This window comes from Dysgonomonas sp. 37-18 (assembly GCF_001899125.1).
In the GTDB taxonomy this organism is placed as follows: Bacteria; Bacteroidota; Bacteroidia; order Bacteroidales; family Dysgonomonadaceae; genus Dysgonomonas.
Genome location: NZ_MKVC01000041.1, coordinates 26034 through 48624 on the forward strand (window position 1 = coordinate 26034; position 22591 = coordinate 48624).

The following is a 22591-nucleotide window of genomic DNA, read 5'->3' on the forward strand; positions in this document are numbered from 1 at the left end:
TTATTATGAAATATCTTGAAATAAAGAATTTTAAGTGCTTTCGTGACTTCAAATTACCAGTTAATGGATTAACTGTTTTGGCAGGAGCGAATGGAAATGGCAAGAGTTCATCTATTCAAGCTCTATTGCTTTTGCGTAGTACTATTGAGCGTTGTTCGAAACTAAATACACAGAAATCTGAATACGAAAAAACAGATGAAAAAAACTTAGTTTCTATAGAATTAAATGGTAAATATAATTTAGCTCTAGGTAATAGTGAATATGCAATTCCTAATAATTCAAATAGTTCTATAATTGAGTTCAACTTTTCAGAAGCACCATCATCTTTTGGTGTAAAATATGATGCCTCAGAGAATGCATTATTTATACGTCCTCTTGCAACATCGGGAAGCAAGCGTCCATTATCACTTTTTAAGCATGAATTTTATTATCTTAATGCAGAAAGATTAGGACCTCGCATAAAACAAGAAATCAAATATTTTGATTTCCCTAATACTGGATATCAGGGTGAATTTGTAGCTCAGCTACTTGGAGATACCGATTTTAGTTATTCATTCAAAATTGATGATTCTCGAAAATACCCCGAAATACAAACACCAAGGCTTGAACAACAAGTAAATGCATGGCTAAATGAATTAATGTCAAGCGTGTCGGTTTCTTCCAAATATGACAAGTCAACGATGTCTGCACAAATTGTCATGGATAACCATTTTTCATCAGGCGGAACAGTTCTAGCTCCGAATATTGGATTTGGAATTAGCTATGTATTACCAATTATTGTTACAGGACTGATTGCTCAAAAAGGTAGTATAATGATTGTTGAAAATCCAGAAGCTCATCTACACCCCTCTGCACAATCTAAAATAGGCCGTTTCTTATCAATGGTCGCTAAATCTGGAGTAAATGTAATTGTTGAAACTCATAGTGATCATGTTTTAAATGGAATCCAAATAGCATGTGCAAAAAAAGAAATTCCATCATCATTAGTTACCATTAATTATTTCAGCCATTCAAAAGATTTAGACCAACCTAAATTAGACACAATTTCAATCAGAGAGAAAGGAGATTTATCATCTTGGCCTAGAGGTTTTTTTGATCAAACTCAAATGGATTTTGCGGAACTCTTTAAATTGAGAAAAAATGAATAATTTCTATCTACTGAATGAAGCTATTAATTTGGGGAATTTTAGTACATTCAAAGAAGGTATGTTAGAATTGAATGCTATCGAAAAAGAAAATGATGACGCATTTTGGAAACATGATAGCTTGTGGAATTTAGGGATCATTGAAACTTTATACTCTAACTTTGGACAAGAAGAGCAAGTTATTTCACTTTTTTTAGAACAGATATCTCCAATAACTGGAGATTACCTAATGAATGAAGGTCTCTTGAATAAATCCTTTCCTAATGAATCGAATGCTTTTCTTGGAATTGATTTTACGAATATAGAAATTAGAGAATCAATACAAATTAAAAATGTAGAAGCTTTCTTTAATTTTAAATCCGCAGCTTTGGCTGCTCTTTCATTTAGAGAAATATGGAATAATAGAGACAGGCTATTTCCTCATTTAATTTTATGTGGTGAAGTTGAAAAGCAATTGGAAGACATCGGTAATTCTCCAATATTAAGACAGATTATAAGTAGGCTTAAAATTTTTGATTATGCAATAGCTAAGTGGGAAAAAGGTGATTTTAGCTATAAGGAAGTGAATAAAAATTATCCACTTAGGATATCTCCAGAGACAGACCAAACAATGGCTAAGTATAGTAATGAAAGACGTTTTAAGTTACCTAGTGGAAAAAAAGAGATATTTGAATTACATATAAAAACTGGAGCTTTGAGGTTTCATTTTTATGCAGATGATCGAACAAAGAAAGTGTATATTGGATATATTGGACCTCATTTGAAAACGGTTACAGGCTAAAATTTAGTTTACCCAAGTCCTAGAGATGATTTATGTCGAATCTATTTGCATTCCTCTAATCATTTGTAATAGATTAGAATTTCATAATATTTCTAGCTTATTAAAAATTAGCAATTAACGATACAAAAATCATTCTCTCATCCTCATTTTTAAATATAACACCATCTTCAGAATATCTCTTAAGTCATGAACGACAGCCCCTTCAGGGTACCTGTATTAATTTCAGTACTTCGCAACCTCCCAATATCCACTTCTAGCCGAACCGTGACGGATAATAATACCATTTGCTGTCATTTTTTGAAGATGATATTTAACCCCATCGGAAGTTATACCTAATATAGAAGCAAGTTCGCTGCGTGTAATCTTAGGATTGTAGCGTAACTGTTCTATGATTTTGTCACGTGTAGAGCGTGGAGTATTACTTTCAAGTGCCAATGTTTCGTCGATCACCCCCAAAATAAACTCTATGAATGGTGTACAGCCATCTTCACCGCCACTAACAGCAATAGCTTTATAGTACTCTTTTCTATATTTATAAACGATATTCTCAATGGGTAAATTTTTGAATACTGGTCGCCAATTAGCAAGAATAAGCGTTTGCCATAGTCTACCAGTTCGTCCGTTACCATCTGAGAATGGGTGTATGAATTCAAACTCATAATGAAAAATACAACTCTTTATCAGAGGATGTTCTTCTGTGTCATTCAGCCACTCGAAAAGATCTTTCATTAATTGAGGCACACGTTCTGCTGGCGGTGCATAATGAATAATCTCTTCACCCGAAGCCACCCCAACACCTCCTAATCTGAAATGCCCTGCATCGTCAATCAACCCTGTTTCCATTGTAAGATGTGCCTTAAGCAGATCTTCGATATTGTTTGGATTTAGCATTTCAAGCAATTCATAAGCTTTAATAGCATTGCGAATCTCTTGCACCTCATTAATCGGGGCTATGACAGGTTTACCATCCAGAATAGCTGTAATTTGATCTATAGTCAAAGTATTTCCCTCAATAGCTAAAGATCCTTGAATTGTTTTTATGCGGTTAATTCGATGTAGTCTTAATTCCTCTTGAGTATAAAAACTACCCACCGCCTCACTTATCCTTGAAACGAGGTCGACAATCTTTGGTGTTATCCTATATGGTGGTGTATATGACATTCAACAAAGTTAGAAAACAATTTCAATTTAGGGTAGTTAATTGGGTAGTTTTTATTGGGCGCACTACCCAATAAAAATTAAAATCTAGATGTTTAGCAATAAATAGACATTATATACAATAAGCTTTAAAATAAACTCTAATCACATTCTTACTATTTGACATTTATTAATATTTATAAGGGCATTCTGTCAGTCATAAAAGCTGGTATTGTTTTTGTTTTATTTACGAGTAAACAGAATAATACAAATGAAAGACAATGAATATGGATATTGAAAATATAATAAGTCCAATACTTAATGATTTAGAGATATTGCGAAAAAAGGCAATTGAGATTCGTTTTAAAGTGAAGGACGAATTTAATTTTGATATTCAAAAAGACTGTAGGATAACGATTTATGAACAAATAGATCGGATCGTCATATATCATGATATAAATTTTGTGCTTTTTGCAAATCATTTAGCTAAGCCAGACTATATAACTAAACTAGCAGGTACATCCTACCAAGATACTATAAGAATTCAATCAGATTATTTGAAAAGAAATAGGCACTCATTATTTATTTTTTATCAGAGCGTATTAGAAGCATATTATAGGGATATATGTAATGCAAAAGGCGTGAAATGCTCCAATTCTTTCACTAAATTACTTAAAGATCTTTGTAATGATTTAGGAATTAATGAAGATTCTGATTGGTATAAAGCAAATTATATTTTGGGAAGAATTAGGAATACGATCCATAACAATGGGATACACACACAAAGTACAGAAACGATCACTTACAAGGGGAAGGACTATTCATTTATACAAAATCAATCTCACAATTCTGCAGGTTATGATTTTTTCAAACTATTGTTCTCAGATACTATTGATTTTCTATTTGATATAGCGGAGAGGACAAAAAATATTACTTTAATCGAAAGTCGCATTGGTTTGGATTTACCTAATCCATTCTAAATATGATAATACTCGGCAATATATTCAAAACTTCCCATATAACATTTCGTCTAATGAATAAAAATTTGGCATATTGGTGAAAAACACGTAACTTTCTGATACAGAATAGAACGCAAACAGAACTTATAAATCGATTTGTACCGTTAAAGATTTAAAGTACTGATATAATACAAGTTATATTTGTTGTATCGGCAAATAACTTAGTAAAACAATATCAAAGTAAAATCAAATAAATAGTACACTCGAACATTAAAAAAAGCTTTATGTTGATGTTCGTTTTAGCAATCATACCAAAAATAAAGGAGAAAGCTCGTGCAGCCAGCTTAAAATCAGAACTATTGTAGGTCGATTGGTAAGAGAATTAGAAAGAAAACTATCCAATAAGGACAATTACAGCGATTCATTGGATTTATCCACACCTGCTGTTACCAACGGGTTTTAGCAACCTGCAATAATGCACAAAAATATCGTTTTAAGTCTAAAAAAAGCGGCGAGATTTTATTCTCGCCGCTTTTACGATATAGAAAAGAGTCTTTATTTTATATTTATAATCGCTTCCGCCGGTTTTAGCCAAGGAGATGTGAATCTTACTTTTACTTCACCTTGTTTGCCTGTAGGCTGTATATAAGCCAGTATGCGACCATGATAAGTGCGATGCCTGTTATCTGTATAGTCAGACATGTCTTCATTGTTGCTCGCTTCCAATCCTAGTAATTTAGCCGGGCCTTGTATTTGGCAAGTTATTTCATTGTCGGACAGCATAACAGGTGTACCATTCTCATCCACTACTTGTATTACAATTTGTGCCAAGCCATCTTTACTGATTTCTTTATCTGCTGCTTGTATATCCAATGCATATGGTTGTCTTGAAGACTGTATTGCATAGCGAGCTGTTTCATTCCCGTTTTTATCCATTCCTATCACTTCAAGCTTTCCATCATGATAAGGAATATCCCAAAAGATAATCCCTGTATTGTCATTATAATCTTTTACTTGTCCTACTTCTTTTCCGTCTAGCAGCAATCGGGATTTTTCTGTGTTTGTATAACATACTACCCGTATGGACTGCCCTTCTTGGTAATTCCAGATAGACCAGGCATCCATAGATGGTATTTTTTCTTCATAGTTACTCCCTTCGTTTTCTGCATCCAGTTGTGACCAAACATCCTTTACTTGGCTTTTGCTACCTCTGCCAGGAGTAGGATAGGTTCCCAAATAAGCCATCGGCTTGTCAGACCAGAGCGATTGACGGAAATAGCCTCTCGGCTTGATGAAGCCTCCGAAGTCTAGTAGTCCCGAATAAAACCCTCTGGAAGGCCATCTGCCCGATTCTCCCAGATAGTCTATCCCTGTCCAGAGAAACTGACCGAATATATGTTCATTGTCTTTCACGGCTTTCCATGCACCAAGCTCATGGCGGTTTTCACTGCCAAATATAACACGATTAGGATATTTCTTATGATCAAGCTCATATCTATTTTCGGTATAATTATATCCCGCAATATCCAATGCTCCCGGATATGCTGTTTCATTTGACATGGCAACACCGGCTAAGCCTGCTGTTGTAGGTCGTGATTCGTCGTATTTCTTAACAACGCCAACCAGACGTTTTGCTATATCTCCCAAACGCATTGCATCGGGTGCATCTTTTTTATATCCGCCAAATGTAGCCTGAGTAAAACCTGTGTTTTTTCCTCCATCCAATATAGGGTGAGAGTATGGATCGTTCGGATAGTCTACTTCATTTCCGATGCTCCATGCAAATATAGAGAGGTGATTTCTGTCTCGGCGAACTAAATCGGCAAGGTCTTTCTCTCCCCATTCTTCAAAGAAAGAATAGTTGCCCTGAAATCCCGGAGTACCTACATTCCAACCTTCGAGCCATTTTCGTTTAGGATACTCCCACTCATCGTACGCTTCGTTGAGAACTAATAATCCCAGTTCATCGCATAAGCTGTATAAGTCCGGAGCTTGTGGATTATGGCTGGTGCGGATAGCATTCACTCCAATCTCTTTTAGGGTTAGCAGTCTGCGTTTCCATACATCATGAGGCACAGCAGAACCTAATACCCCAGCATCATGATGGATACATACACCTTTTACTTTCATCCATTTGCCATTCAAAGCAAACCCTTTATTCGGATCGAAGGTGAATGATCTGAAACCAGTCTTGGTTATTGTTGCATCTATTTCTTTTCCGTCTTTAATTACAGATGTTTTGAGGCTATATAGATTCGGATTACTTAGGTTCCATAATGCGGGATTCTTTACTTTCAGATTTGTCGTAATTTTTCCATTCTGATTTCCTGCAACTGATAATTTCTGAGTGTTTTTTGCGATTACTTTATTATCAGGGCTAACAAGTTCATTAACTATAGTCAAATTGGATTTGTCTGTTGTGTTGTTTTCTAGTTCTACTTCGATATTTAGTATTCCTGTACTCTTATCCATTTCGGGATATGCATATACACCCCATTGAGCTATATGTATCGGATTTGCATAAATGAGCCATACATCACGGTAGATACCGGAGCCTGTATACCATCTGGAGTCTGCCGATTGGCTATGATCTACACGAACAGCTATTGTATTATCTTTTCCATATTCGATATACGGAGTAATGTCATACATAAAAGAGATATAACCATTCGGGCGCTTTCCTAACAGATGCCCATTAATGAACACTTCACTATAGTTATACACACCTTCGAAATAAATATATGTTTTTTCGTCTTGCTTTTCTTTTGGGATATTTATTGTTTTTCTGTACCATCCTATGCCTCCGGGTAGATAACCTGTTGCACTGGCCAAAGTTGGGCTTAGTTGTTCTTTTACACTCCAGTCATGTGGAATCTCTACTGACTTCCACTTCGAGTCGTCATAAGTTTTCGCTTTCGCTTCAGGGATATCCGATAGATAGAACTTCCAAGAAGAATTAATTTTTTCGGACTGACCGAAAGAAACCTGTCCCATTATAGAAATGGAAGTTATGGATAGTATCGCAGTCAGAAATAGCGCAGTAATTTTCATGATATAATAATTTGCATTTATTTAATGACAAAAATAGACTATGTGTCAGAATATGGAGGGGCTTGTTTCATGCAAGTTTGATTAGTAAACTCGTCATTTCACCATTTAGTCATTTCTTATTCATTATTTGCTTTATATATTCTGATGGTACCATACCAAACTCTTCTTTAAAACACTGCCTGAAATACGTGATACTGTTTATTCCTACCATGTAGGATATTTCAGATATTGTATATTTACCTGTTAAAAGTAATTGTTCTGCGTTGCGTATTCTTACTTTTCTTATAAATTCATTCGCAGATATGCCGGAAAGAGCTTTAATTTTTCGGTAAAGTGTAGAATGGCTCATATTCATTTTGTCTGCAATAAAAGTCACATCCACTTTATCTGAATCCAAGTTGTCTTCGATAATCGTGGTTACTTTTTCGATAAATTCGTTATCTATTTTACTTAAAGACTCTGTTATAATGACGTTTTTATTTATCGTATTATTGTTTATCAGTTCGGCAATTTTCTTTCTGGCTTCCAGTAAATTTACAATACGGCTTTGCAATAGTGTAGCACTGAAAGGTTTGGTGATATAAGATTCGACTCCGATGTTATAACCTTCGGTACGGTCTTGTATTGAATCTTTAGCTGTAAGAAGTACAATAGGAATATGGCTGGTTCTTACATCTTCTTTTAAAATCTTGCTTAATTCAAAACCATCCATTTCAGGCATCATAATATCACTTATAATAATGTCAGGAATGTGTTTATAAGCTGCTTTTAGTCCTTGTTTTCCATTATTAGCCGTGTATACTTTGTATTGTTCCGATAAGGAGCTGTAAATGTAGTCCCTGATATCTTCATTATCTTCTATAATGAGTATGATTTGTTTGGAGTCCGAATTTTCAGTGTCTTTGGCTTCAATGCCGTTTTCAATAATATCATTGTTAGTAGCATTGATATGTAACGCGTCAGGATAAGTATTGTCAGATAGTATTCTGAAACGAAATATAGAGCCTTCTCCGGGCTTGCTCTCTACTGATATGCTTCCTTGATGTATTGATACCAGATTTTGTACAAGAGCTAATCCGATACCCGTTCCTGATAGTTGTTGATCTCTTTCAGCCTGATAGTATCTGTCGAATATTTTGGATATTGATTCTGTAGGAATACCCTTTCCTGTATCGCTTACTTCTATTTCCGTATAATTTATATTGTTTTCAGTTACATCTCTTAGGGTGAGTGTTATATTTCCTTTTTGTGTGTATTTGAATGCATTGGATAATAGATTCTCTAGGATTGTAATTACTGCATCGGGGTCAAAATATAGATTAATATTTTGAGTATCTATTATAGTATTAACAGAAATGCGCTTGTTGGTGTTGAGTTCTCTGTATCTTAATCCTATTTCTTGAACTAATTGGGATATATCACTTTTGTATACACAAAGTTTCTTGTTCTGTGTCTCAGTTTTTCTGAATTCCAATATCTGATTGATGAGGTTCAATAAGCGTGTTGCGCTTCTGTATATGACCGATATTTTAGACGCATGTTTTTCATGTAGATTTGTATCTGCTTGTAAATCTTCTAATGGGCCAAGTATCAGCGTTAAGGGAGTGCGTAGCTCGTGAGTTATATTCGTAAAGAACCGAAGTCTCTCATTATTCAATTCTTGTTCCTGTATATGGTTCTTCTTTTCTAAAGTGAGAGTATTTTCCAAATCCAGCTTTCGTTTATAAAAGCGAAGTATAAGAAAAACAACGCCTAAGACAGTCAGTATATACAGGGTCTTTGCCCACCAAGTAAGCCATATCGGCGGATTTACAATAATTTTTAATGATGTTATAGTGTCTGACCATTCCTGATTTTTTACTCTCGATTTTATCTGCAACTCGTATGTTCCGGGAGGAACATTGCGGAAAGTAATTGCATTTTCATCCTGTGTGTTATACCATAAATCTTCTAACCCCTTTAACATGTATGCATAGTCTACTAAATGATTGAGTGAATAATCAAGGACATTGAATGACACATTAAAGGTGTTTTGGTTGTATTTTAATTCGATAATGGATGTTATGGGTTTATAGATCTCATTTTCAAATGTATTTGTTTGGTTTCCATAAATTTTGAATCCGGTGATAATAGTCTCAGGTAGCTCTATTGTTGTTGGGATTGATTCAGGATTGAAGTAGCATAGTCCATTTTGAGACCCGAAATAGATTGTACCTTTAGAATCTTTTGTGACAGACCCACTCATAAAGTCACCCAAAGGGATTCCATTATAATGATTGTAATTATAAACTTTATTTAGAGATGGAATAAATCTGTTTATGCCTCTATTGGTGCTAAACCATATATTTCCTTGCTTGTCTTCTGTTATAGCTCTGATGTGGCTGTTTGTAATTCCATTCTGTGTATTGAGGACAATATATTCATCAGTTTTTCCGGGGGAGGTAAAGCATACTAAGCCTTCTCCAGTGGCAACCCACATTTGCCCTCTGTTATCTTTGTATATATTGTCTACGGTGTTGGAAGGGAACCCTTTATCTGTTTTGAATGTCTTTATGATTTTGAGATTCTTGTCAAAGACAGCAAGACCCTCACCGAAAAAACCAATCCATATCTGGTCTTTGTCATCTTTTGATATAGCACGAACAAGATTATCCGATAAATCGGAATTGTCGGTAGAATAGAGTTGGCCTTGTTTTGTTATAATATTATATTTGTATAAACCGTTATTGCACCCGATCCACATATTTTTCTCCTTATCCTCAAAGAAACACCTTATATCTCTGCTCTTGTCGTCTATCAGGCATTTTTGTATGTAGTTTCTTTTTTGATCATAAATGTTTACTCCACCGTTGAATGTCCCAAACCATAGATTATCTTCAGAATCTTTAATTGCCGCCAATATGGCGTCATCAGTAATTCTATTTGTTTTTTTATCAAATATCTGTACCCTTTCTCCATTTGCAAAAAGATTGATGCCTCCACCATCCGTACCCACCCAGATGCGATCATATTTGTCTACACATATGCCCCATGCTGTAGGGTTATTCAATGTGTTTTTTAATCCCGGTATAGGGGAATAGATCCATGTATTAAAGTCTGTGGGGTGATGACTGATAAAGTTAATTCCACCTCCATATGTGCCAATCCACATATTGTTGAAAGAATCTTGGTATATACTGCGTATTGTAGGATTAGAAAGGCCCCTGTAACCATCATCGTATGAGATATTCTCAAAAGGAATACTTTGAGGGGTAAGAAACATATTCTGTTTCAAATCCAGAACACTTATTCCTCCTTTTTCTGTACCAACCCATAGTTTACCATCGCTTACCTGATTTATTGTATATATATAATTGGATATGAGCGATTGTTTATTTTGAGGGTTATGTCTGAATGTCGTAAATGATTCTTTATCACTGTTGAAAAGAGCCAAACCATTGTTTGTTCCTATCCATATATTGTCATTCTTATCTACATATATTGTTTTTACTTCATCTCCTGGCAAGCTTTCTTTATTGTTGGCATCATGCCTGAAATTCTTTATTTTCTTATCCTTTAGAGACAAAATACTCAAACCGGATGACACATGCCCTATATATACAAATCCTTTATTGTCCTCCATTACAGACCATACATTGTTACTAACCATATTCGGAATGGTAGTACGATTGTAATGTGTAAATGTTTCGGTTTTCTTATCAAAATAATCCACCCCTCTATGGTATGTAGAAAGCCATAAATTGCCATCTTTAGAAGAGGTAATGTCAGTTATGTCGTTCGTTATAATGCCTGTTTTACTTTCCGTTGTGTGTTTGTAGTGTTTGAATGTTTCAGTTTTGCAATCAAACATATTTAATCCTTCCCGCTGGGTTGCGATCCATATTTTATCTTCATATTTGTCAGCATATACTTTATTCAGTTCATTTCCGCTAATATTGTTTGATTCTGAAGTCCCATTTTTTTTGTAAACCTTGAACTTATTACCATCAAATCTGTTTAACCCTGATTCGGTGGCAAACCATAAAAAACCTCTTTTATCTTGAGTGACGCTTACAACATAATTACTAGAAAGACCCTGTTCTAAGCCTAACTGTTTTATGTTATACTGTTGAGCCTGAGTTGGCATAAAAGCTATTAGGGTAAAGAGAAAGAAAAGCTTTATTTTCATGGGATCTGTATTAGTATATCAAAAGTAATTATATTTTGAGAATATAGACCCTCAAACTAGCTATTGACTGATTTGAATCCTATTAATGATTGTTTTATATCCCTGCCTGTTGTTAAGCAATACATATATTTGTTCTGGTTATTTAACTCGAAGCATATCTGCCGTAAAGTATATTTTAATTATGTGTTTCTGAGTTATATATATATGATAAACTAAAATCTAATTTCATGAAAACAAGAAAGTATTTAAGCTTTTTGATGGTTCTTTTATTTTTCTTCACCGCATGTAGTGATGATTATAAGTATTCGGATGTAGATGGATTACCTCCTACTATTGTCCTCAGTACATCTAATATCAAGACTGAACCCGGGCGCGAATTTGTAATTAAAGCTAAGGTAGAAGATAAAGATGGTCTTCGGTCAATCAATCTGAAAAACACAAGTTTCAATTTGGATAAAACAATAGATCTTACCTTAGATAGTATTGTTTATTCTTTCGATTTAGACTATAAATACAAAACGATAAAAGGTCTTGAAGGAGATAGCTTTTCGGTGGAAGTAACAGTTACAGACTTAGGTGGTCGTACAGTAAATGAAACTGTATTGGTAACAATGGATGGTGATTTTACCAATCCTGTATTCACTGTCTCTCCTGATGAAGCCATTACTGTTCTTCTTAAAAACCAGACCAGACTGAATGTTAAGTTTACTGTAGAAGACGATAAAGCATTGGGTCTTGTTGTAATTAATATCCCTGAACTCAATTATTCAAAAGAAATAACAGAATTTACAAACTCAAATAAGACTCTGGTATTTAATGATCCTGTAACATTGCCTTCTACTGTTGCAACATATAATTTGATATTGCGTGCGATAGACAAATCCGGTTTGGAAACATCCAAGACTAGTGTGATAACTGTTTCTGAAATGCCTGATTTCCCTAAAATGTATCTGGCGGATGTTGCAACGGTAAACGAGCTGAACAGTGACGTGTTTGGCGTGCCTATGCGTATAGAACGTACCGGAGCTTATCAATATAAAGCCAATTACTATTGTCGGAAGGCAGGTACAGAGATATTCTTCCTTCCTCAAAAAAGTGACTTCACTCCAATCTGTTTCGGTATTGATCCCGTAGATAATACAAAATTGACAGATGATCCAGATGTTGCAAAACCAATTGTGTTGAATCAAGCCAATGTATATTACGAAATTACATTTAATGTGAAAACTGCGGTTTATGATATTAAGACTTATTCTATCGCTGAGGCAATTGACCCTATTCCTCATAAATTTGGTTCTGTGAGTCTGGATACTTGGGGAGATGGAGGTAGCTGGCTTCAGGAGTTCTATTTTGGCTATATGACTTCTAATCCAAAAGAAGTAACACGGTTTGTACAAGATGCGACCAATCCTCACCTTTTTTATTTAGATAAAGCTCTAACCTTAGACGCGGGTGAAAATATGAATTTCGTTATTCATAATTGGCATTCTGATGGTTGGTGGAATTATTGTACTTGGCGTGTAGATGACTCTCAGGAGCCGGAAATATTTGGTTACTACGGTAATTATAAAAATCCCGCTTGGACCAAGCCTAATACAACTCTTGATAATTGGGCTAAACCGCTTGTTAAGCAAACTGGTAGCTACAAATTATACTTTGATGCTCACTTAGGTAGAGGAAAACTAGTTCGTGAGTAGAATAAATTTGAGTAATAATATAACATATATCTAACATGAAAAAATATCTAATATTCCTATTGTTAACCTTGCCTCTCTATCTTTTTGCTCAAAATAAGGTGGCTGTAACAGGAAAGGTTACATCAGCAGTTGATAATGAACCGCTTATCGGAGTTACAGTTGTAGAGAAAGGTTCGTCGAATGGTGTTCTGACCGATTTAGATGGTAATTATAGTTTGCCGAATGTTTCGCAAGGCGGTACTGTCGTTTTCTCAATGATAGGTTTTGTCTCGCAAGAGATAAAAGTCGGTCAGGGAGGAGTAAGGAATATATCTATGGCAGATGATACAAAGATACTGGATGATGTTGTAGTCATTGGCTATGGTGTAGTAAAGAAAAGTGACCTTACAAGTTCCATTACTACAGTAAAAGGTGATGATCTGAAAAGTATAACATCAGGAAATGCGCTATACTCACTCCAAGGTAAGGCTAATGGAGTACAGATTACGGGAGAAGGTGGTCCGGGTAGTTCACCTCAGGTTATTATACGTGGGGTTACTACTATTAATGGTTCTAGTCCGCTTTATGTTGTAGATGGCGTACCGATTGGGACTAACATTAATTTTCTCAATCAGGATGATATAGAAAGTATAGAAGTGTTGAAAGATGCTTCAGCATCAGCAATCTACGGTACAAGAGGTTCAAATGGTGTCATTATGGTGACTACTAAAAAGGGTAGTGCAGGTAAAACCAGATTTCAGGCAAATGCATCTTTTGGCTTTCAGACATTGAATAAGCCTAAAATGGCAAATGCTACAACTTACGAAAAAGTATTTAAAGAAAGATATACCAATGATGGTAGCGTTCCTGTGTGGAATACGCCCGAAGGTTCGGGAAATACAGATTGGTGGGATCAGACAATAAATGATTTTGCATATACACAAAACTATAATATCAGTTTTCAAGGAGGTGTAGACAAATTTACATATAGTGGTAGCCTTGGTTATTTTCGTCAGAACTCACAATATGATGTCGGTTACTGGGAGCGTATAACAGGACGTTTCAATACTGAATATAAATTTTCAGAAAAAGTAAAAGCCGGGATTGATTTTGCCCCTCGTTACGAAAGTTGGGATGATACTCCAAATTTGTTTGGAGCAGCAATGAAAATGGATCCCACTACACCTGTATATAGAGCTAAAGAAGATTGGACTTCAAATTCGTTAAATAACTATGCGCGTTCCTATAACAATCAGGAATGGAATCCGGTAGCTACTCTTGCCCGTCAGAACAAGCATAGCAATGAGTACGGTTTAATGATGAATCCATATGTGAGTGTAGAGCCAATAAAAGGATTGACTTTTCGTACTCAGTTCAGTGTAAATGCGCGTTTTAGAATGACAGATGAATTTACGCCAAAATTCTTTATCGACAATCTCGAACAGAATGCAGAGTCTAAAGCTGAACGTAAATCATATAACTGGGTAGACTGGAACTGGACAAATACCCTTAATTATATGAAAACTATTGAAGAGAAGCATAACTTCAATTTCATGGCTGGTTATACAATGGAACGATTCGCTGAATATAATCTGGTAGGTTCTCGTGAAGGTATCCCGAGCAACATCTCCGAACTGCAATATGTGAATGCCGGAACAATAAATCCGAAAGCAGAAGGAACTAATATTTACAGTTCACTGCTATCTTATCTTGGACGTGTAATGTATAATTATGATAACCGCTATTATGTAACAGGATCTGTTCGTGTAGATGGTTCATCTAAATTCCCATCAGGAAGTAAATATGCTACATTTCCGGCGGTGTCAGTTGCTTGGAGAATTTCAGAAGAAGCATTTATGAAGAACCAGAGCGTTGTTTCTAATCTTAAGTTGAGAGCCGGATGGGGACGTGTCGGAAATCAAAGTATTGATCCCAATGCTTACCTGAATCTGATAGGAGCAGGAGATTATGTTTTCGGAGCTAACGGAGATCGTTATGTAGGAACTGCAATCAGTTCAGTTGGAAATAATAAACTGAAATGGGAAACAGTAGAGGATTATAATCTGGGGATTGATGCCAGCTTTTTAGATAGCCGTCTTGAAATCACTGCAGATCTCTTTTCTAAGAAGTCAAAAGATATGCTTATGAAAAGACAAAATCTTCTAATCTTGGGTTATCCGATGTGGAATGGTGAGATGTGGACAAACATAGGTAGTATGGAAGCTAAAGGTTGGGAGTTATCCATTAACTGGAGAGATAAGATAAGTGATTTTTCCTATGAAGCCGGAATCAATCTTTCAGGAGTGAAGAATAAGGCTAAGACCCTGGTAGATAATACACCTGTACTTAGAGGAGGCTTTTTTAATGACTATATTATCCGAAATGAAGAGGGTGGCGAAATCAGCCGTTTCTATGGCTATATTGCTGATGGAATATTCCAGAATCAGACAGAAATAAATAGCCATACAAGTAATAATGGAACACTTCTTCAGCCCAATGCACAACCGGGAGACATTCGTTTCAAAGATTTAAATAATGACGGAGTATTGGACGAAAGCGATAAAACCTATATTGGTAAAGCTTTTCCGGATGTTATGATCGGATTAAATATCCGTTTGGGGTATAAAGATTTCGATTTAGTGTCTAACTTCTATGGAACAATCGGGAATGATATATACAATAGCGCAATGGGAGGTCTGTATGCAGGAACCGATGGGCAAAACGTTTTTGCAGATGCATACGACAAAGCTTGGAGAGGTGAAGGCACAAGCAATTTTTATCCACGTCTTTCTGTTAATGACAAGAACTTAAACTATCGTCGTGTTTCATCTTTCTTTGTTGAGGATGGTTAATATTTCCGCTGCAAACTATTACAGTTGGGATATACATTACCAAGGAAGATGACAAAAGGTATCGGAGTTCGTATTTCTGCTTCGGCTCAGAATCTATTCACAATTACTAGCTACTCGGGTATGGATCCGGAAAGAGCGTCAATGGGAGCAAATGTGAATGGTACTTACAGTGTGTTGGAAGCCGGAATCGATAATCTAGGTTACCCTAATCCTCGTACATTCCTGCTAGGTGTTAACATTAACTTTTAATCAGAAATAAAATGAAAAATATATTCAAAATATTCATATTTGGAGCATTTGCGCTATTGTCGAGTAGTTGCTCCTCCTTCTTGGATGAACCTGTTTTAGGTCAGGAAAATCTCGATACATATTTTCAAAGTGAAGAGGAGTGTTTAAAGCAGCTGGCAGGATGTTACCAAGGTATATTCTGGGATGGCTGGTGGCAGATAGCAGCACCAAATGTAGGCTTTGATATGGCTACAGATGACTTATGGATGGGCAATACAACTCAGTCTCAGAGTGACTGGCTAAGAATGGCTCATTATGGAAACCCGAAGCAAGATGGGCCTTTAAGCAATTATTGGCAATATCGCTATAAGTCAATATTGAGGTGTAATATTGTTATTGAAAAAGTAGCTACAGCCCCTATTTCAAATGAGGATTTACGGAAGAGAATTATAGCAGAGGCTAAGTTTTTACGCGCATTTAATTATTTTGAGCTGGTTAAGAATTACGGCGGAGTTCCTGTTATTACCGGAATGAAGTTACCAAGTGAAATTCAGGGTATACAGAGAGAAACAGTAGAGGGTACATACGCTGTCATAGAACAAGACCTGAAAGATGCAATTACTGATTTGCCTCTTAAAAGCGAGTATTCTTCCGCTGATTTGGGACGTGCTACACAAGGTGCAGCAATGGGATATTTAGGAAAAGCTTATCTGTATCAGGGAAAATACAAAGAGGCATTTAAAATACTGGGAGACTTGATTAATACTCAGGAGTACGACTTGTGTACCAATTTTAAAGATGTATGGTCTATTGCGAATAACAATAGTATAGAATCTTTATTCGAAGTACAATACAGTTCTGATATAAGCTATAGCCTTGGAGGGCGATTGCCTGTATTTACCGGCTCTCGTGACGATTCGGGATGGTCGTGGGGATTACCTACCAGCAATCTGGAGAAGGCTTTTATTGATGCAGGTGACACAGAGCGTCTTCGCTGGACAATCGTGAAAAATGGAGACGACGTTCCCGGAGACGATACTGATGAGGGTAAGGATTATGTTATATCTCCGGATAAACACAAATCAGCTCGCATCAACAGAAAATTTTATGTACCACATGATTTGCGCCCCAGCCCTTATGATTCGGATCATAATAATTTGAATCATCGCTTACTTCGTTATGCGGATGTACTGCTTATGTATGCAGAGGCTGCGAATGAAGAAGGAAATGACAGCGAGGCTCGTAAAGCTTTGAAGAGAGTGAGAGACAGGGTAAGCCTGCCGGAAGTAACGGCATCCGGGAAAACACTGCGTGATGCGATCAGGTTGGAGAGAAGGCTTGAGTTAGCACTTGAATTTCAACGTTTATATGATATTCGCAGATGGACAGATGACAACGGAAAGAAAGCGATATGCAATATTATGGGTGAAAATGGGACATTTGTCAGGTATAATATGATTGAATCGACAGATGAATATGAAATAACAAACCAGAAAGAGAACAGTAATAAAGGTATAACATTTCAGGAAAACAGAGACTTGTTATTCCCTATACCTAACACTGAAGTTCTTCTTTCGGGTGGAAGCATCGCTCAAAATCCTAATTTTTAATTGGGATAAGAGGTATTTAGGCTCGGATAGTGTACTCAGAGGTGGGTACACTATCTATATTAATTAAACATGATACTTATGAAGAAAATACGATGTATATTATCCGCATGGCTGCTTTTGGCTGCTTTTTCCTGTAATGATGGACCTGATCCGACAATAGCCCCTGATAAAGGTTCCGGCAATGAAACTCCGGAAGGCTCAGAGAACGTGGTTATCAATCTCAGTCAGACATATCAGACAATAGAAAGTTTTTCGGCATCCGATTGCTGGGCACCTAACTATATTGGTACCTATTGGGCTGACGAAGAGAAAGAAGCGATTGCTAAGCTTTTATTTTCAGCCAAGGTTGCTGATGGACAACCCGAAGGTATAGGTTTATCGGGATGGCGTTTTAATCTAGGTGGTGGTACAGCTCAGCAAGGTGCTGCCAGCGGAATAGAAGATGCAGCCAGACGAGCCGAATCATTTATGAGCCCTGTTGATGGTACATTAGACTGGACAAAGCAAGCCGGGCAACAGTACTTCCTGGAAAAGGCAAAGCAATATGGTTGTGAACAGTTCGTCATGTTTAGTAACACTCCTCCTGTATATCTAACCCGTAATGGTAAGGGATATTCGGATATGGGAGCTTATTCAAATCTGAAGGATGACAGTTACGATGATTTTGCTAAATATATAGCAACTGTTTTAGATTACTTCAAATCGAATAAAGCAATAAACTTTACCTATATCAGCCCGGTTAACGAACCTCAGTACAACTGGGAAAGCGGACAGGAAGGTTCGGGTTGGCAGAATAGTGAAATAAAAAGGCTTACCGTAGAAATAGATAAGGCAATAGAGGCAAAAGGATTAAATACTAAGATATTGTTAGGTGAATCCGGTGCATGGAATTATTTATATGAAACGGATGGCGATGCCGGAAGGAAAAATGTTATCTATAACTTGTTTGATAATGCTTCGTCTAACTATGTGGGAAATCTGCCTCATGTGGCTCCAGTTATTTCCGGTCATAGCTATTGGACAGACGGAAGCTGGCAAACAATGGTAGATGTAAGGTCACAAGTGGCATCGAAGGCATCAGCAGCAGGATTGAAGGTTTATCAAACCGAATGGAGTATGCTCGGCGATGGCTATGGGAATGAATTTGTTGGCTTCGACAATGCCTCGTACATGGACATTGCCTTATATATGTCGAAAGTAATACATTGCGATCTGGTGTATGCCAATGTCTCATCATGGTCTTACTGGACAAGTCTTGATCTGGAGCGTTGGAGTCATAAAAACAGATTCTTGCTGATAAAAGTAACTCCTGCAGGAGGTGATTACGGAGATATTACACAAAGTGGTACACACGAAGCGACTAAGACTTTGTGGGTTTTAGGTAATTATAGTTTGTTTGTCCGTCCTGACTATAAACGAGTAGAACTTAAAATGGAAAACACATCCAAAAACCTCTTTGGTAGCGCATATCTATCGCCCGATGGTAAAAAACTTGTTGCTGTTTACACCAATTTGTCTTCAACCCGCTATGATGTGAGGGCTGATATTGGTAGTGCGGAGGTGAATTCAATAAAAACATATACAACAAGTCAGACTCAAGATTTGGCAGAGGCGGTTGTTCAGAATGTAGGGAACTCTATATTTGTTAATCCGGCTTCTGTATTGACGGTTGTATATGATTTAAAATAAGAAAAATAGTGTGCTTTTATAGAATAAATAAAATCCGGAAAATTTATCTATTTATAGAATTATAAACATGAAATAAGAAACAAAAGTGACATGAATAAACTCTGTGAAAACTGTCACTTTTGTTACTTTTTTCTGATAGATGTGCTGATAATTGATTTATTATGAAAATTGTGAGATTTATATTATTTGTTACTTTTTTGTCTGTTATACCCCATATGATTTTTTCTCAGGAATATCGGACGGGTATTGAAGAAAAAGACTATGTAGCTTATCTGTTTACCTATTTTACCGGGAATCAGGTAGAGGAAGAAGCTATTCATTATGCAATCAGTGCAGACGGTTATAACTATTTTTCTTTGAATAACAATAAGCCTGTTGTTGATTCCAAGATTATAAGTTCGACCGGAGGTGTCCGTGATCCTCATTTGTTGAGATCAGAAGATGGTAAAAGCTTCTATATGGTAGTTACCGATATGACTTCGTCTGAGGGATGGGATTCAAATAGGGCGATGATCTTGATGAAATCTGATGATTTAATAAATTGGACATCAAGTATAATTAATATTCAGAAAAAATACTCCGGTCAGGATGATCTGAAAAGAGTATGGGCTCCACAAACAGTTTATGATCCGGAGGTCGGTAAATATATGGTATACTGGTCTATGAAACATGGAGAAGGAGAGGATGTTATATATTATGCATATGCAAATAATGATTTCTCTGACTTGGTAGGTGAGCCAAAGCAATTGTTTTTTCCATCCAATGGTAAATCGTGTATAGATGCGGATATTGTTTTGAAAGGTGGTGTCTTCTATATGTTTTATAAAACAGAAGGACATGGAAATGGTATCAAGCTGGCAACAACGACTTCTCTTACGTCTGGAAGATGGACAGAACATGAAGGGTATAAGCAGCAAACATCTGATGCAGTTGAAGGATCTAGTGTGTTCAGAATGATAAATACCGATACGTATATTTTGATGTACGATGTATATATGAAAGGGAAATATCAGTTTTGTGAGAGTACCGATTTGGAGAGTTTTAAAGTTATAGATCATGAAATATCAATGGATTTTCATCCTCGTCATGGTTCTGTTATTCCTATTACAAAAAAAGAATTAGAGTCACTTATTGATAAATGGGGAAAACCCGAGAGCTATCCTCTGATACCAAATAATCCAGTATTAGCAGGTTATTATGCCGATCCCGATGTTCTTTATTCCAATAAGACTCAGAAATATTATATTTATCCTACCAGCGATGGATTTGACGGATGGGGTGGCTATTACTTTAAAACTTTTTCTTCTGATAACCTGAAAGATTGGAAAGATGAGGGTGTTATTCTAAACTTGAAAAACAATGTTTCGTGGGCAAATGGAAATGCATGGGCTCCTTGTATTATAGAAAAGAAAGTTGGGAATGACTATAAGTATTATTATTACTTTAGTGGAGGTAAAGATGGAGGTTCTAAGAAAATTGGAATTGCAGTAGCCGATGATCCTTCAGGTCCGTTTTTAGATTCGGGAAGTCCGCTTATTGATTTCAAGCCTAAAGGTGTAGATGGAGGACAAGAGATTGATCCGGATGTGTTTTGTGACCCAAAGACCGGAAAGAACTATATCTATTGGGGTAATGGCTATATGGCCGGAGCAGAGCTAAATGCTGATATGATCTCTCTAAAAAAGAAAACTATTAAGGTAATGACTCCTGATAATACTTTTAGAGAGGCTGTTTATGTATTCTATCGCAAGGGTTTGTATTATTTTTTGTGGTCAGAGGATGATACCGGTAGTGCCAACTATAAAGTACGCTATGCTACAGCGAAATCACCGTTAGGTCAATTGACAATTCCTTCGGATAATATAGTGATAATGAAAGATGATTCCAAAGCAATTTTTGGAACAGGGCATAACTCTGTTTTACAGATTCCCGGCAAAGATGAGTGGTATATTGTTTATCACCGTATATCTCGTCCTGATGGTATTGAGAAAGTTTACCCGGGAACTTCACGTGAAGTGTGTATGGATCGACTTGAATTTGAAAAAGATGGAAGTATAAGGAGAGTGATACCCTCGTTATAGATTATAGTCCAGATTAATATAAATAAGAAAATCCAGTGAATTTTCACTGGATTTTTTCTTTATTATCATTTGTCTGATTAGATCCAAAATAGATATGTTTCCATATCCGTCTCGAGGGAAAAATACTCCGCGAAAACCTTTAATGTTTAGAAATACATTCTGAGGAAAATAGCATTCAGGGATTTCGTTATATTTAGCCCATCTCTACTGATAAAAGGCTAATGAGGTTGATACTATATGATTACAATTTGAGAATGAGTTCTTTCTTTAGATTTGCTCCTGTTCGTTTTCCGGTCGTTTGGTTACCAACCTTTTACAGCACCACCTTTAAATACTTCGGTAGCTACTTTATCTACTTCGTCTGACTGATATGCCTGAACGAATTTTTTTACTTTCTCCTCTTCTTTCTTTTCTTCTCTTGTAACAATAAGATTGACATAAGGAGAGTCTTTATCTTCGGCAAACACACCATCTTTGAGTAGTAGTCCAGCTTGCCCTGCAAAGTTATTGTTGATAATAGACAAAGCTACTTTTGCATCATCTAACACTCTAGGTAATTGAGGGGCTTCGAGTTCCAGTATCTCCAGATTTTTAGGATTCTCTACTATATCAACTAGTCTTGGAGCTGTTACTCCTTCTTTAAGTTTTAGCAACCCTACTTTTTGTAATAGCAACAAAGCTCTGCTATTGTTAGCTGCATCATTGGGGATAACTACTGTACTTCCGTCTTTTAATTCATCCAAGCTCTTAATTTTCCTTGAATATGCTGCCATAGGATATATAAATGTATTTCCAACAATAGCAAATTTATATCCGCGACGTGTTATCTGTTCGTCTAAGAACGGCTTCGTCTGAAAAACATTAGCATCAATATCACCCTGATCTAATGCTGTGTTTGGTATTATGTAATCATTAAATTGAACTAGTTCTACATCGAGTCTGTATTTCTCTTTTGCTACTTTTTTTGCCGCTTCAGCTATAACATATTCAGGTCCCGAGGCTACACCGACTTTAATATAGTTAGGGTCGTTGTTCTTTTTACCTCCGCAAGAAGTGAGTAGCATTGTAAGCGCAGATACAATAATAAATCCGTTTATAATTTTCATATTGATTTTCTGTTATATTAATTAGTAAATAATTGGAGAGGCCATTAATAATCGTTGTCCCCAATAATAAATTAATAGCCTCAACTTTTTATCTTTACAAAAGCAACT

Annotated in this window: 11 protein-coding genes and 1 pseudogene; 8 read left to right on the forward strand and 4 right to left on the reverse strand. The window is 36.3% G+C overall.

The annotated features are described in order from the left end of the window. Window positions 1-5: 5 nt before the first annotated feature. Window positions 6-1148 carry a DUF3696 domain-containing protein gene (locus tag BGO84_RS15630; protein ID WP_291030599.1) on the forward strand — a complete coding sequence of 381 codons (1143 nt, stop codon included), beginning with the start codon at window positions 6-8 and terminating at the stop codon, window positions 1146-1148. Next, complete coding sequence (locus BGO84_RS15635; RefSeq protein ID WP_291030601.1) at window positions 1141-1926, forward strand: hypothetical protein; 786 nt, start codon at window positions 1141-1143, stop codon at window positions 1924-1926. Before BGO84_RS15630 ends, BGO84_RS15635 begins: the two co-directional genes overlap by 8 nt. A 222-nt stretch (window positions 1927-2148) precedes the next feature. Here the strand turns inward: BGO84_RS15635 and BGO84_RS15640 are convergent, their stop codons facing one another. Then, entirely contained in the window at window positions 2149-3087 is a 939-nt protein-coding gene (locus BGO84_RS15640; RefSeq protein WP_291030603.1) for a Fic family protein, read from the reverse strand. A gap of 263 nt (window positions 3088-3350) precedes the next feature. Between BGO84_RS15640 and BGO84_RS15645 the strand changes: the two genes are divergently transcribed. Continuing rightward, on the forward strand, window positions 3351-4043 hold the full coding sequence (locus BGO84_RS15645; RefSeq protein ID WP_291030605.1) for a hypothetical protein: 693 nt from the start codon (window positions 3351-3353) through the stop codon (window positions 4041-4043). A gap of 534 nt (window positions 4044-4577) precedes the next feature. Here BGO84_RS15645 and BGO84_RS15650 read toward each other — a convergent pair. Both BGO84_RS15650 and BGO84_RS15655 read right to left on the reverse strand, forming a co-directional pair. Further along, window positions 4578-7073: a sugar-binding domain-containing protein gene (locus BGO84_RS15650; protein WP_291030608.1), complete on the reverse strand. Its 2496-nt coding sequence runs from the start codon at window positions 7071-7073 to the stop codon at window positions 4578-4580. Window positions 7074-7182: 109 nt separating this feature from the next. Continuing rightward, window positions 7183-11241, reverse strand: a complete 4059-nt coding sequence (locus BGO84_RS15655; protein ID WP_291030610.1) for a hybrid sensor histidine kinase/response regulator transcription factor — start codon at window positions 11239-11241, stop codon at window positions 7183-7185. Between the two features lie 227 nt (window positions 11242-11468). On the opposite strand from BGO84_RS15655, the gene BGO84_RS15660 reads away from it, so the two are divergent. The 5 genes and pseudogenes from BGO84_RS15660 to BGO84_RS15680 all read left to right on the forward strand — a co-directional run bounded on the left by BGO84_RS15660 (window position 11469) and on the right by BGO84_RS15680 (window position 21377). Continuing rightward, window positions 11469-12938 (forward strand): hypothetical protein, encoded by a 1470-nt coding sequence (locus BGO84_RS15660; RefSeq protein ID WP_291030612.1) that lies wholly within the window; start codon window positions 11469-11471, stop codon window positions 12936-12938. Window positions 12939-12973: 35 nt separating this feature from the next. Then, window positions 12974-16018: pseudogene (locus BGO84_RS15665) on the forward strand (TonB-dependent receptor). 11 nt (window positions 16019-16029) lie between these two features. Continuing rightward, on the forward strand, window positions 16030-17607 hold the full coding sequence (locus BGO84_RS15670; protein ID WP_291030614.1) for a RagB/SusD family nutrient uptake outer membrane protein: 1578 nt from the start codon (window positions 16030-16032) through the stop codon (window positions 17605-17607). Between the two features lie 78 nt (window positions 17608-17685). Then, entirely contained in the window at window positions 17686-19296 is a 1611-nt protein-coding gene (locus tag BGO84_RS15675; RefSeq protein ID WP_291030616.1) for a glycoside hydrolase, read from the forward strand. Between the two features lie 215 nt (window positions 19297-19511). After that, on the forward strand, window positions 19512-21377 hold the full coding sequence (locus BGO84_RS15680) for a family 43 glycosylhydrolase (protein WP_291030891.1): 1866 nt from the start codon (window positions 19512-19514) through the stop codon (window positions 21375-21377). A gap of 302 nt (window positions 21378-21679) precedes the next feature. On the opposite strand, the gene metQ is transcribed toward BGO84_RS15680, so the two are convergent. Next, on the reverse strand, window positions 21680-22483 hold the full coding sequence (metQ, locus tag BGO84_RS15685; protein ID WP_291030618.1) for a methionine ABC transporter substrate-binding lipoprotein MetQ: 804 nt from the start codon (window positions 22481-22483) through the stop codon (window positions 21680-21682). Window positions 22484-22591: the final 108 nt, after the last annotated feature.

Bases quoted from the DNA above. Each gene is read 5' to 3' on its own strand.
- BGO84_RS15660 (WP_291030612.1), top strand. From the start codon at position 11,469: ATGAAAACAAGAAAGTATTTAAGCTTTTTGATGGTTCTTTTATTTTTC.
- BGO84_RS15630 (WP_291030599.1), top strand. From the start codon at position 6: ATGAAATATCTTGAAATAAAGAATTTTAAGTGCTTTCGTGACTTCAAA.
- BGO84_RS15655 (WP_291030610.1), bottom strand. From the start codon at position 11,241: ATGAAAATAAAGCTTTTCTTTCTCTTTACCCTAATAGCTTTTATGCCA.
- BGO84_RS15640 (WP_291030603.1), bottom strand. From the start codon at position 3,087: ATGTCATATACACCACCATATAGGATAACACCAAAGATTGTCGACCTC.
- BGO84_RS15680 (WP_291030891.1), top strand. From the start codon at position 19,512: ATGATTTTTTCTCAGGAATATCGGACGGGTATTGAAGAAAAAGACTAT.
- metQ (WP_291030618.1), bottom strand. From the start codon at position 22,483: ATGAAAATTATAAACGGATTTATTATTGTATCTGCGCTTACAATGCTA.
- BGO84_RS15670 (WP_291030614.1), top strand. From the start codon at position 16,030: ATGAAAAATATATTCAAAATATTCATATTTGGAGCATTTGCGCTATTG.
- BGO84_RS15675 (WP_291030616.1), top strand. From the start codon at position 17,686: ATGAAGAAAATACGATGTATATTATCCGCATGGCTGCTTTTGGCTGCT.
- BGO84_RS15635 (WP_291030601.1), top strand. From the start codon at position 1,141: ATGAATAATTTCTATCTACTGAATGAAGCTATTAATTTGGGGAATTTT.
- BGO84_RS15645 (WP_291030605.1), top strand. From the start codon at position 3,351: ATGGATATTGAAAATATAATAAGTCCAATACTTAATGATTTAGAGATA.
- BGO84_RS15650 (WP_291030608.1), bottom strand. From the start codon at position 7,073: ATGAAAATTACTGCGCTATTTCTGACTGCGATACTATCCATAACTTCC.